The sequence below is a fragment of the Staphylococcus debuckii genome (genome assembly GCF_003718735.1).
GTDB lineage: Bacteria > Bacillota > Bacilli > Staphylococcales > Staphylococcaceae > Staphylococcus > Staphylococcus debuckii.
Window position 1 is genome coordinate 603,174 of sequence record NZ_CP033460.1, and the last position, 13,862, is coordinate 617,035.

The window sequence follows — 13,862 nt, forward strand, 5'->3', positions numbered from 1 at the left end:
GAAAAAAGGAAATAAAATAGATTATATTTTGGTTGGTATATTAATTGTTTTGATGTTTATAAATATATCAGTTATTTTTAAAGTTATTTCTCTTCCGAATGGTCTTATCAGCTTGATGTTGACATTCACTTTATTTGTTTGCACAATAAGTACTTACCGCAGCGGTTACAAAAAACTGCGTATTTTATGATTTTTGTAACGTGTTTTAACTTAGTATTAAGCATTATTCAATTATTTAGTTGAGCAACTATTCTTTAATACATATTAATACGATATAATATAAGACAAATAAATAATTTAAATGAGGTGAAAAAATTTGAAAGGTTATAAATTGTGGTTGACGTATTTAGGTATCGGCCTCATGGTGGTGGCTCTCATTTTAAGTTTGCTTTCGCTCTTTAAAGTGATTGATTTAGCAAGTTGGGTCTCATCGCTTATTAATGCATTCGTTATCTTCAATCTGTATTTTCTACTTTTCAAAGGAGATAAAAAATACGGTAAATTTTTCTTGATTGTAGGTTGTTTGATGATTGTTTTTGCTATTATTGATTTTATAATATGATAAACTAGGACTAATTATCTGAATTTTTCAGAGAGAATTTGAAGTAAAGGAATGTATAGAATTGACTGAGTACAGTAATGATTATGAGCATCTATTGTTCTATTTCGCATACAAGACATTTATCAACACGGCGGATGAAATTATCGAGAAGAAAGGTATGAGCCGCCAACATCACCGCTTCTTATTCTTTATCGACAAAGTGCCGGGCATTACGATCCGTGATTTATTGAAAAGCATGGAGATTTCGAAACAAGGCAGCCATCAGACTTTGCGCAAGCTGAAAGAGAAAGGGTTGGTGGTGGAAAAGAAATCCAAAGAGGATGGTCGCGTGAAAGAGTTGTTCGTGACGCAAAAAGGGCATGACCTAGTGACTGAAATCAATAAAGCGCAAAATGATTTATTGCAACATATTAAAGCGAAAGTCGGCAATGACTGGAATGCCATGATGGAAGAAATGGCGAGTTATCGACCAGGCTTCCAAGAAGTGAAATATTTAAAGGGTGAAGAGTAGCAGACAAGCAGGCAGCGTTGTCTGCTTTTTTTGATTGAGGCTCTCTTTCACTCATATAAGTCAATATAATTGACCTAATTCTGTTGGAAGCGTTATCCTAGAGTTGTATTAGAAATAGAGACAAAGGTGGAATGAATGATGAAGAAACGTGTCGGAGAGTATTTAATGGACTGTTTGAGCAACACGGGCGTTGAGAAAGTATTTGGTGTGCCGGGCGACTTCAACTTGGCTTTCTTGGATGATATTATCAGCCGAGACGATATTGAATGGGTCGGCAACACGAATGAATTGAATGCAAGTTATGCAGCGGATGGTTATGCGCGCATGAAAGGTATCAGTGCGATGGTCACAACGTTTGGTGTAGGCGAGTTGTCTGCGGTGAATGGTGTCGCAGGCTCTTATGCGGAACGTGTGCCGGTGATTGCTATTACTGGTGCGCCTACGCGTGCGGTTGAGAATGCGGGCAAATATGTGCACCATTCTCTTGGTGAAGGTACGTTTGATAATTACCGCAAGATGTTCAAAGAGATTACGACAGCGCAAGGTTACATTACACCTGATAATGCACAAACGGAAATTCCGCGTTTATTGAATGCGGCGTTAGCTGAGAAACGTCCGGTGCATTTGCATTTGCCGATTGACGTGGCGATGACAGAAATTGAGGTGGACACTGCTTATGGAGTGCCGGAACGTCAACCTCATGATGTCTCAAAATATATTTCTATGGTAAAAGATAAATTGGAAAGTGCTTCTCAACCTGTAATTATTGCAGGTCACGAAATTAATAGTTTCAAATTGCATGCAGCATTGGAAAAATTAGTAAATCAAACGCATATTCCTGTAGCGCAATTATCGCTTGGTAAAGGCGCGTTTAATGAAGAAAATCCTTATTATATGGGGATTTATGACGGCTCGATTGCCGAAGAAAATATTCGCGATTATGTAGATAATAGTGATGCAATCTTGAATATTGGAGCGAAATTGACGGATTCTGCGACAGCTGGATTCTCATTCGGATTTGATATTGACGATGTCGTGATGTTGAATCAACACAATTTCAAAATGAATGAAACAGTGGCAGAAGATGTAACATTGCCAGATTTAATGGATGGCTTGTTGGAAATGGATTATGTGAATGAAGCGGATTATCCGAAATTCAAACGTCCGGAAGCGGGTCAATATGACTTGAATGGCGATGTATTAACACAAGAAACTTACTTCAAAATGATGCAAGATTTCTTGGCACCTTCCGATGTGATTTTAGCTGAACAAGGCACTTCTTTCTTTGGCGCTTATGATTTAGCGTTGTATAAAGACAATAAATTCGTGGGACAACCTTTATGGGGCTCTATCGGTTATACATTGCCAGCTACAATTGGTACACAAATTGCAGATTCGAACCGTCGCAACTTATTGTTGATTGGTGACGGCTCATTGCAATTGACGGTACAAGGTATTTCTACTATGATTCGCCAAGGTCTGAAACCGGTAATGTTCGTGATTAATAATGATGGTTACACTGTTGAACGTAAAATTCACGGTGAAAATGAACCGTATAATGATATTTACATGTGGGATTACAAAGCTTTACCTGCAGTCTTTGGCGGCGAAGATGTGGTGAAAGTGCATGATGTTTCTACAAGTGAAGAATTAGATCAAGCTTTTGAAGCAATTAAGGCTTATCCAGATATGATGCACTTTGTAGAAGTTAAAATGGCAATGCATGATGCGCCGCATAAATTAGAAGCAATTGGTAAAGCGTTCGCTAAACAAAATAGTTAATAAAACTTGATGTGCCTCGGTTAATTTTTTAACCGAGGTTTTTTAATGTGAAATTTACTATATATGGGTAGAGGATTTTGGATGGGTGATACACTCACCAAAGCTTTCTTTTAAAAAATATTTATTCGGTTAAAAAGAATAATTATGCAAAATTTACGTATATTAAGTTCGTTCAATTCGTTAAATTTTAATTTAACACTACACTATGGCCGGTTTCTCGGGTTGAAACGCTTACAAAAAATATATATTTATTCATTGGAAACAATATTTTAATCTGCATGAATTTGCATTATTATAAATAATTCGTTACTGTCTTTATGTAGCTATTAAATAAGTTGTTGAGATAGGTATGTTTCTCGGGGAAATGAATTATATATTTTTCTCAACACAAAAATATAAATAGGGAGTGCAAATACATTGCAAAAAGCTAAAAAAGAAAGCAAAGCGAAAAAGTCCCACATTATGGACTGGACGACCTTTTATGGAACGGTTATCGTGCTGCTCATTGCGGTAGTTCCGATGATGGCCTTTCCGAAAGCGAGTCAAAAAGTCATTACAGACATTAACGAGTCGATTTCGAATTCGATTGGCGCTGTTTATCTGACGTTGGGCCTCGTAATTTTAGGCTTCGTGCTTTACATTGCATTCGGTAAATATGGAAATGTGACTTTAGGTAAAGCGAGTGACCGTCCGGAGTTCGGTAATTTCAGCTGGGCTTCGATGCTGTTTTGTGCGGGTATCGGTTCTGATATTTTGTATTGGGGCGTCATTGAATGGGCGTATTATTATCAAGTTCCGCCGCATGGAGCGAAAGGTATGACCGACCACGCGTTGGAATATGCCACAATGTACGGTATGTTCCATTGGGGACCTATTGCGTGGGCGATTTATGTGTTGCCGGCATTGCCGATCGGTTATTTAGTCTTCGTGAAGAAGAAACCGGTTTATAAGATCAGCCAAGCATGCCGTCCGATTTTGAAAGGACAAACGGATAAATTGCCTGGTAAGATTGTCGACATTCTGTTTATCTTCGGATTGCTCGGCGGTGCAGCGACTTCATTAGCTTTAGGTGTGCCGATGATTTCTGCTGGTATTGAGAAGTTAACAGGATTGGACGGCAGTAATATGGTACTACGTTCGATTATTTTGTTAACGATTACAGTAGTGTTTGCGGTCAGTTCTTATACTGGCTTGAAAAAAGGAATCCAACGTTTGAGTGACGTCAATGTTTGGTTGTCATTCTTACTATTAGGTTTCGTGTTTGTAGTAGGACCGACTGTCTTTATCATGAATACGACGGTAACGAGTTTCGGTAACATGTTGAAAAACTTCTTTGAAATGGCCACTTGGCTGGAACCGTTCGGCGGTATTGATGGGCGTAAGCTGACACACTTCCCGCAACAATGGACAATATTCTATTGGTCATGGTGGATTGTGTACGCACCATTTATTGGACTATTCATTGCGCGTATCTCTAAAGGCCGTACGTTGAAAGAAGTTATCTTGGGTACGATTGTGTACGGAACATTAGGTTGTGTTCTATTCTTTGGTATCTTTGGTAACTATGCAGTTTATTTACAAATCACACATCAATTTAATGTAGTAGAATTCTTAAATACACATGGTACTGAATCAGCAATTATTGAAGTTATGCATCAATTGCCATTCGGTAACATCGTAGTGGTCTTGTTCTTAATTTCCGCTTTCTTATTCTTGGCCACAACATTCGATTCAGGCTCATACATTTTAGCAGCCGCTTCTCAAAAGAAAGTGTTAGACGAACCATTGCGTGCCAACCGTCTATTCTGGGCGTTCGCACTTTGCTTGCTGCCTTTCTCATTAATGCTTGTAGGCGGACAACGCGCGCTCGAAGTTTTAAAGACGGCGTCGATACTGGCTTCTGTGCCATTAATCGTCATATTCGTCTTTATGATGATATCCTTTATCATCACCTTGTCGCGAGATCGGATTAAGCTTGAATTAAGGGCTGAACGACTGAAAAAAGCAGAGCAGCGGGTGTTGAATATGCATGAAATCGCTGAAAATAGAGATAATGACACACCGCTGAAATAACAATCTAAAAGCACCAGAATCCTTTGGTTGAAGGGATTCTGGTGCTATTTTTGTGTGGTGGTATGAGCGTCGGTGGTGAGGGAGCGCGTGGTAGATGGCGATGTGTCTTGTTGGCGGGTATATTGCTTGAGATTGGTGTGGACATGATGGATTAATGTGGAAATTGGTCAAGAATTGTGTGAACGTGTCCAATAAATGGATATATTGGCCAAGATGGAGGGCAACGTGTCCAATAAGTGGATATATTGGCCAAGATGACAGGGGGACATACTGAAATTTGAGGTTTTTAGACACAACTCGGAAACTAGTGTCTAAATTAGGGTGTTTTCTAGACACAACTCGGAAACTAATGTCTAGAATAGGGTGTTTTCTAGACACAACTTGAAAACTAGTGTCTAGATTCCTAGCTTTTCCAGTAATTTTTAAAAAAATAGTGCCTAGAACTTAATTTTTTCTAGACACTTACTTATTTGATGAACCAATATAAAAATGTAACTCCTAATTCTCGACTATACTCCGATACAAGCACTCACTATTCCTCAGGTATTGGGAAATATTTGAAAATCTCGCCGCTTTGGATGGCGTCGCTGATTTGTGACAGCCATTTATAATAAACAATTGAATGTTCGAGCTGTGCATACACTTTTTCAGCATGTTCTCTCGTTTCTGAATCTACATCATCTGCCTCAAGAATTTTTTTGATAATCTCCACTGATTCTTTTAAAGATTCCATATTTACAGTGATTTCGCGATTGAATTTAATGTTGAAGAAATTACGGAAGAATAAAAAGAAATCTTTTTCCGCTACAAAGTGTTGTTTACGACTGCCGCGTGTAAATTGTTGTTTCACTAAGTCATACTCTTGCAGTTTTTTTACACCTGTACTCATACTTGGTTTGCTCATTTGCAGTTCCTCTCGCATTTGATCGAGGGTCATGCTGTCTTCGAATACCATTGTGCCGTATAAGTTGCCGACACTACGATTGATACCATATAAATCCATTGTTTCACCAATGGCACTGATTACTAAATCCTTGGCTTCGTCAATTTCTTGTTCATATTTATTAGAACTTGCCATACTAAACCTCCGTCTACTGCATTTACATTTATTTTAGAGTTAATTAATGAATTAGTCCAATGCTGGTGGGAAAAACAAAGAGAGAGCAGAGTTTCTCATTGATTCGAATTCAGACTTTGTATTCACCAGCATGTTGTGATATACGGGCTTTCGATAGCAGGATTTTTGATAATAAGTGCGCAAGGCGAGCTAAACCAAAGAGCGGTTTACTCTTCTTGCTTCTTATTACTCAAATCCTAAACGCTGTCTCCAGCACCTCGGGCTACAAAGTGCAGGTTTCTCGGCAATAAGGCGTCACTCGCAAAAATCAAAGAGCGATTTCTGCTCGTGCCTTCTTATTGCTCGCAACCTAGACGCACTTTTCCGCACCTTACTTTTCACCTGATTTGACTTTGTTCTCTTTTCCATGCTAACATAAAGTCTGTAAAATTCGTTAAATAAAAATTTAACAAAGTTAACGGAGGTCGAAATGATGGAACTTGTAAACCATTTATCTCGCCAACATTTTATTGACGGCGAATGGGTAGATAGTGCTAATAAAGCAACACGCAAAATTATCAATCCGTACAACCAAGAAGTGATTTTTGAAGTCGCAGAAGCAGCACCTGAAGATGCTAAACGTGCCATCGAGGCTGCAAGACGCGCATTTGATGAAGGCGAATATGCCAATGAAACAAGTGAAGTCAAAGGACAGAAAGTCAGAGCTGTCGCTGATAAGATAAAAGAAAATCGTGAAGAGTTAGCGAAACTTGAAACATTAGATACAGGTAAAACTTACGAAGAATCATTAGCAGATATGGATGATATCCATAACGTATTTATGTATTTTGCAGGACTTGCAGATAAAGACGGCGGTGAAGTGATTAACTCTCCAATTCCAGGAACAGAAAGTAAAGTCTTGAAAGAACCTGTAGGAGTAGTAACACAAATTACACCTTGGAATTATCCGTTATTGCAAGCATCTTGGAAAATCGCACCTGCACTTGCAACAGGTTGCTCACTGGTAATGAAACCAAGTGAAATCACACCGCTTACTACAATTCGTGTTTTCGAATTGATGGAAGAAGTCGGTTTCCCTAAAGGTGTAATCAACTTGATTTTAGGTGCCGGTTCAGAAGTCGGCGACGTATTATCTGGCCATCCAGATGTCGACCTCGTTTCTTTCACAGGCGGTATTAAAACAGGTAAACACATCATGAAACAAGCTGCTGACCATGTTACAAACGTAGCATTAGAACTTGGCGGTAAAAATCCAAACGTTATTTTTGAAGATGCTGACTTTGAGTTAGCAGTCGATCAAGCACTTAACGGCGGTTACTTCCATGCTGGTCAAGTATGCTCAGCAGGTTCACGTATTATCGTGCAAAACAGTATTAAAGATAAATTCGAGAAAGCATTAATTGACCGAGTTAAAAAAATTCGTGTCGGTAATGGTTTTGATGAAACAACTGAAATGGGACCTGTCATTTCTGCGGAACATTTAGCTAAAATTGAAGGCTATATGGATGTCGCTAAAGAAGAAGGCGCGACAATTGCCACAGGAGGCAAGCGTCCAGAACGCAAGGACTTACAAGATGGTTTCTTTTTCGAACCGACAGTCATCACGGACTGTGATACTTCAATGCGTATCGTGCAGGAAGAAGTTTTCGGACCGGTCGTTACGGTTGAAGGCTTTGAAGATGAAGCGGATGCTGTGCGCTTAGCGAATGATTCTATTTATGGACTTGCCGGCGCGGTGTTCTCTAAAGATATCGGCAAAGCGCAACGTGTCGCTAGTCGCATGCGCATGGGTACAGTTTGGATCAACGACTTCCACCCATACTTCGCGCAAGCACCTTGGGGCGGTTATAAACAGTCAGGTATCGGCCGTGAATTAGGAAAAGAAGGCCTTGAAGAGTACCTCGTTTCTAAACATGTCTTAACGAATTATCAACCAGAACCGGTGAATTGGTTCCAAGGTTAAATTTAAAGTATCGATAGAGCGAGCAAAGCAGGATGTGTCTCTATAAGCCCCTGCTTTCCCGCTTTATTTTTTGACAAAAGGTTGAACAAAGCTGAAATCGCTACATTTATTCAGCATCAAACTAACCATAATAATAGGAGGATATAAATATATGGCAACATCTTATGATTATGATTACATTATTATCGGCGGCGGAAGTGCTGGATCAGTACTCGGCAACCGTTTAAGCGTTAACCCGAACAATGAAGTATTAGTATTAGAAGCAGGACGCAGCGACTATTTCTGGGATTTATTCATTCAAATGCCCGCTGCATTAATGTTCCCATCAGGCAACCGTTTTTACGACTGGATTTATAGTACCAACAACGAACAACATATGGGAGGACGCCAAGTCGCACATGCGCGTGGTAAAGTGCTAGGCGGATCAAGTTCAATCAACGGAATGATTTATCAACGCGGCAACCCGATGGACTATGAAAAATGGGGTGCGCCTGAAGGTATGAGTACTTGGGATTTCGCGCACTGCTTACCTTACTTTAAAAGATTGGAAAAGACATTCGGTTCGACGAAAGATGATGAATATCGTGGACACCACGGCCCAATCAAACTGAAACGTGGACCAGCGAAGAACCCGCTGTTCCAAGCGTTCTTTGAAGCGGGGGTACAAGCAGGTTATAACAAAACACCGGATGTTAACGGATTCCGACAAGAAGGCTTCGGACCTTTCGACAGCCAAGTGCATAATGGACGTCGTGTTTCTGCGTCACGCGCTTATTTAAGACCTGCAATGAAACGTAAAAACTTACATGTTAAAACACGTTCATTTGTGACTAAGTTAAACTTTGAAGGCAACAAAGTAACAGGCGTAACTTTCAAACGTAATGGTAAAGAACATACCGTGACTGCAAAAGAAGTCATTTTATCAGGTGGCGCATTCAATACACCGCAATTACTACAATTGTCTGGTATTGGTGATCCAGAACACTTGAAATCATTAGGCATCGAGCCACGTATCAACTTGCCAGGTGTCGGTGAAAATTTTGAAGACCATTTAGAAGTGTATATTCAACATGCAGCTAAACAACCAGTCTCTGAACAACCGAGCTTGAATTTATTAAGATGGCCATGGATTGGTATGCAATGGATCTTCAGTCGTAAAGGCCCAGCAGCGTCAAACCACTTTGAAGGCGGTGGCTTTGTCCGCTCAAATGATGACGTGAAATATCCAAACTTGATGTTCCACTTCTTGCCGATTGCAGTACGTTATGATGGTCAGAAAGCCGATACAGAACATGGTTATCAAGTCCACGTTGGACCAATGTACTCTAATTCTCGCGGTCACTTGAAGATTAAATCTAAAAATCCATTCGAACATCCAGACTTTACTTTCAATTATTTATCAACTGAAGAAGATAAACGTGAATGGGTAGAAGCGATTCGTGTAGCACGTAACATCTTATCGCAACCCGCAATGGACCCATATAATGCAGGAGAAATTTCTCCAGGACCTGAAGTACAAACGGACGAAGAAATTTTAGATTGGGTACGTCGTGATGCTGAAACAGCGTTACATCCGTCTTGCAGTGCGAAAATGGGACCAGCTTCTGACCCTATGGCAGTGGTAGATCCATTAACAATGAAAGTACATGGTATGGAAAACCTACGCGTAGTCGATGCGTCAGTCATGCCGACAACAACAAATGGTAATATTCATGCACCAGTCTTAATGATTGCTGAAAAAGCAGCAGATATCATCTTAGGAAATGACCCTATGGAACCAGAATACAAAGATTATTATCAACATGGCGTGCATGATAAAGATGCAGGCACAGTAAAATAATATGAATAGTTAATTAAAAGTCCTCTGTTTAGAGGGCTTTTTTTAAAGTTTTATAAAGAGTGCTATTGTAATTTACAATAATTTTACATATAATTTATAGTGTTTTTACATTTAATATATCATAGTAATTTTCAAAAAAATTTTAATGTGCTTAATCTGCAAAAATTATAAACCATAGGTTTTTCAGTTTAGCTTTTTAATTTACATATACTTCTTTATTGCAAATATATAGAGAGATTGAGTTAAACTTGTGTCGACAAAAAGATTCTGTGGTACAAATTTTTAAAAATAGAACTATGTATATCTAAATTAATAAATCAAAAAGAGGTATGTAAATTGAAAAAAGTCATAATTTTTCAAGAGCAAAACACATTGTATATTGACTTTCGTGAATTTGAAAAAAGAATATTAGGTGTTTATATAAAAGACGAGACTAAAGAAATAAAATTAGAAAAATCGAATAACCAATACAAAATTGATTTGGAAAAAATAGCCAAAATATTTGAGAATCAAAAAAATGATAAAGTGAGTTTAATGATTAAACAATATCGTGGCAAACTAGAAATTCAAAGAAAATTAAATATTTATGAGATGAATATTTCTATAATAGGATTAGAAGGAGTTAAAGGTAATAATTTAACACTGTTTCCTTATATTACTAAAAGCGGATTTTTCCATTTTTCATTCGTTGATAATTTACCTAGACAAACTTATTTTTCGAGAAGACATATTGATAAACTAGTAATTAAATCTAATAAAGTATTAGTCGAAGGTAAATTTACTTTGCATAATTCTACTTTAGAGGATGCTAATTTAGTTATCTGTACTCGTTTATCTAGTGAAGAAACAAAACTAAGAATGCAAACTAGTTATATAGGATTTAATAAATTATTGTTAACCAAGGCCTATAGCTATAAAGTTGAATTCTATAAGCAACTTGAAGAATTTTTACATTATAAATTTAACAAAGAAGATATAGTTGATATTTATTTAGAGCTTCAAACCAAAGAGTATAGACAACCAATAAGAATAAAGCTAGGCAACCCTAGAATATTAGTTGAACGATTTTTGAAAGGAAAAATAACCATACGAGATAATAATGAAGTTATTACAGCCGTTCCTTATTTTACTATGAAAGGAAGAAATCTATCCTTCCGAATTAATCGCATCAGTCAAGAAAGTTTTAAAGCTTATAATTCAGCTGTTCATAATAGAAGAATGCCAAATTCTAAAAAAGATATTTGGGTTATTGGAGAAAAATATTATAAAGCACAAGATAACGGTTACCATTTCTTTAAATATTTAAGAAATAATCATCCTGAAATCAATGCTTACTATGTTATTGACAAAGAGTCGGCAGAAGCTCGAAATGTAAAACCTTTAGGTAATATTATTGATTTTCAATCACCTGAGCATTACGAAATAATGCCTAAAGCTAAATACATTTGTACTACACACCATCCGGAATTGATATTCCCTACACAAAGTGAAGAGTATGTAAAAAAAGTTAATGGCACAAGAATATTTTTACAGCACGGAGTCTTAGGAACAAAGAATTTAACTAATATAAATGGAAAACAACTCAAGGATTTCAACGTTGATATGTTTATTACAAGTTCAGATAGAGAGAAACAAATCGTAGTGAGAGATTTAAAATTTGATGATTATCAAGCTAAAGTCACTGGACTTTCAAGGTTTGATAGTTTATTTGACGACAATACACCAAATAAAAATCAAATTCTTATTATACCTACTTGGCGTGATTGGATTACTAATATAGATGCTTTAAAAGTCTCAGATTACTTGCAAAGATTTAATGAGTTACTCAACAGCGATTCTCTAGAAAAATTAAATCAAAAAGGAATGAGTATTGCTTTTTGTCTTCATCCAAACATGCAACCATATATTGATTTGTTTGATGTGCCTGAATTTATTAATACAATTAAACAAGGCGATGTGGAAGTGCAAGAATTGATTAAAGAAAGCGCTTTGATGATTACTGATTATTCAAGTGTAGGTTTTGATTTCAGCTTTTTAGAAAAACCAGTAATTTACTACCAATTTGACAGAGACCGCTTCATAGGTCGATCTCCTTCTCATTTAGATATTGAAAGAGAGTTACCAGGTATTATTGTTAATAGTTTGGATACACTAGAAAAAACATTAATGGAATTTGAACAAAACAACTTTGAAATTGGACATCAGCTCTTAGAAAGAATAAATAATTTTAATCCGTTCAGAGACACAAATAATTCTGAAAGAATTTTTAATGAAATTATCAATTTTAAGAAAGAAAACCGAATTAAAGATACTATTAAATATGATATTTTATCTCAGCACTTGTTTAAGCGTTTCAGAAAGAGCAAATATTATTTCAAAACAATGAAATTGTACAATAATATTGCTGCAACATACGGGAAGGTAGATTCTAATTTAATTGTTTTTGAAAGTAATGTTGGAAAATCAGTAAGTGATAGTCCTAAAGAAATATATGATGAATTGAAGAAAAGAAATCATAACTACAAAATTGTTTGGGTAAATAATTCTATTTATCCTTTTGACGACAATAAAGTGGTATCCGTAAAAAGATTAAGTCCTTCATACTATAGATATTTATCTAAAGCTAAGTTTTGGATAAATAACCAAAATTTCCCTCATTATATTAAAAAGAATAAAAACACTACTTATATACAAACTTGGCATGGAACACCGTTAAAAAGAATGATTAATGATTTAGAAGATGTAAAAGGCAGAGACGAAGGTTATAAAGAAAGGGTAAATAATGCGATAAGCAGATGGGATTATTTAATCTCTCCAAGTCCTTACGCTACTGAACATTTTAAGTCGGCATTCAATTATTCAAAAGAAATTTTAGAAGTCGGTTATCCTAGAAATGATATATTCCATAAGAAAAATGGAAATGAAATAGAAAACAAGAAGAGAATAATTAAACAAAAATTAGGTATACAAGATGATCGTAAAGTAATACTTTATGCACCAACTTTCAGAGATGATGAAGTAAGTGTTGCAAAAAAACACACAATCAGTTTGAAGCTTGATTTGAAAAAAATGCAGAAAGAGCTAGGGGATGAATATATTTTGTTATTACGTCCTCATATTATCATTAGTAATGCTTTACACATCGATCAATCATTATCTGATTTTGTTATCAACACAAGTAAATATAATGAAATTAGTGACTTATATTTAATTAGTGATATATGTATTACTGACTATTCTTCTGTTATGTTTGATTTTGCTAATACTAAGAAACCATTATTATTCTTTACTTATGACTTCGATCATTACAGAGATAACTTACGTGGATTTTATATGGATTTTGAAAAAGAAGCACCTGGTCCGTTGCTAAGAAACAACACTGAGTTAATTAATAGTATCAAGCATATAAGTGAATACCCTTCTAAGTATGAAGAAAAATATCAGGAATTTTATCAGAAATATTGCACTTATGAACAAGGTAATGCTTCAGAGATAATTGTGGATAGTTTCTTTGATAAAATAGATTGAAATTACAGCTTTAATTCTAAAAAAGTAAAACAATGCAATAGTATTTGAAATTGAGATATTTTCCCTTTAAGCGTCCCTCATATGAGGGGCGTTTTTTATTACTTCGATTATTCCTATTCAACCTGTACTAAAAAATTGAATATAACGTAAATTACATTTTCTTTTGTTGGTGTATATTTTGATTCGGTAATCAAGTATGTTTGCTGGAACATAATTGTAAATTGAATGTAAATATCGTTAATTTGAAGTTGATAATTTAACAGTATCATTAAAATATTGTTAGCTTAGGTTTAGATTTGTTAAATAATAATTTTGATTCTGAATAATGATTGAATACTTTTTAGAGGATAGACTATACTGTTACTAAATTGAAACATAATATCTGTGCGGAGAGCATGCAGCGAATTTCAATTACGTTAGGGTATGCTCAATTTATTTTTTATAAATTCCGTTAATGATGAAGACAACTACGAATCGACGTGTATGAGTAATGTTTACTTTTTTAATAGAGAGAAATCAAAGGAG

The 13,862-nt window shown here is 36.2% G+C and carries 8 protein-coding genes; 7 read left to right on the plus strand and 1 reads right to left on the minus strand.

Annotated features, from left to right (window positions below; translation table 11 throughout):
* The first annotated feature begins 316 nt into the window (after positions 1-316).
* The 4 genes from CNQ82_RS02670 (at position 317) to CNQ82_RS02685 (ending at position 4,928) form a co-directional block, all read left to right on the plus strand.
* Positions 317-562, plus strand: coding sequence for a hypothetical protein (locus CNQ82_RS02670; protein WP_123143970.1), 246 nt, complete (start codon positions 317-319; stop codon positions 560-562).
* Positions 563-623: 61 nt separating this feature from the next.
* The gene (locus CNQ82_RS02675; RefSeq protein WP_123143971.1) at positions 624-1,073 is read left to right on the plus strand and encodes a MarR family winged helix-turn-helix transcriptional regulator; all 450 of its coding nucleotides are present in this window, start codon (positions 624-626) and stop codon (positions 1,071-1,073) included.
* A gap of 138 nt (positions 1,074-1,211) precedes the next feature.
* Positions 1,212-2,855 carry an alpha-keto acid decarboxylase family protein gene (locus tag CNQ82_RS02680; RefSeq protein ID WP_123143972.1) on the plus strand — a complete coding sequence of 548 codons (1,644 nt, stop codon included), beginning with the start codon at positions 1,212-1,214 and terminating at the stop codon, positions 2,853-2,855.
* A 462-nt stretch (positions 2,856-3,317) separates the two neighbouring features.
* A complete protein-coding gene (locus CNQ82_RS02685; RefSeq protein ID WP_123145624.1) occupies positions 3,318-4,928 on the plus strand; it encodes a BCCT family transporter in 1,611 nt (536 codons plus the stop codon).
* Positions 4,929-5,460: 532 nt separating this feature from the next.
* Here CNQ82_RS02685 and cudC read toward each other — a convergent pair.
* A complete protein-coding gene (gene cudC, locus CNQ82_RS02690) occupies positions 5,461-6,006 on the minus strand; it encodes a choline uptake/conversion transcriptional regulator CudC (RefSeq protein ID WP_123143973.1) in 546 nt (181 codons plus the stop codon).
* A 472-nt stretch (positions 6,007-6,478) separates the two neighbouring features.
* Between cudC and betB the strand changes: the two genes are divergently transcribed.
* The 3 genes from betB to CNQ82_RS02705 all read left to right on the plus strand — a co-directional run bounded on the left by betB (position 6,479) and on the right by CNQ82_RS02705 (position 13,337).
* Positions 6,479-7,969 (plus strand): betaine-aldehyde dehydrogenase, encoded by a 1,491-nt coding sequence (gene betB / locus CNQ82_RS02695; protein WP_123143974.1) that lies wholly within the window; start codon positions 6,479-6,481, stop codon positions 7,967-7,969.
* 151 nt (positions 7,970-8,120) lie between these two features.
* Complete coding sequence (betA, locus tag CNQ82_RS02700; protein ID WP_123143975.1) at positions 8,121-9,809, plus strand: choline dehydrogenase; 1,689 nt, start codon at positions 8,121-8,123, stop codon at positions 9,807-9,809.
* Positions 9,810-10,145: 336 nt separating this feature from the next.
* Entirely contained in the window at positions 10,146-13,337 is a 3,192-nt protein-coding gene (locus tag CNQ82_RS02705) for a CDP-glycerol glycerophosphotransferase family protein (RefSeq protein ID WP_240624914.1), read from the plus strand.
* Positions 13,338-13,862 lie beyond the last annotated feature (525 nt).

Excerpts from the sequence above, each read along its gene's own strand:
- CNQ82_RS02680 (WP_123143972.1), top strand. The coding sequence starts at position 1,212 with ATGAAGAAACGTGTCGGAGAGTATTTAATGGACTGTTTGAGCAACACG.
- CNQ82_RS02685 (WP_123145624.1), top strand. The coding sequence starts at position 3,318 with ATGGACTGGACGACCTTTTATGGAACGGTTATCGTGCTGCTCATTGCG.
- cudC (WP_123143973.1), bottom strand. The coding sequence starts at position 6,006 with ATGGCAAGTTCTAATAAATATGAACAAGAAATTGACGAAGCCAAGGAT.
- betB (WP_123143974.1), top strand. The coding sequence starts at position 6,479 with ATGGAACTTGTAAACCATTTATCTCGCCAACATTTTATTGACGGCGAA.
- betA (WP_123143975.1), top strand. The coding sequence starts at position 8,121 with ATGGCAACATCTTATGATTATGATTACATTATTATCGGCGGCGGAAGT.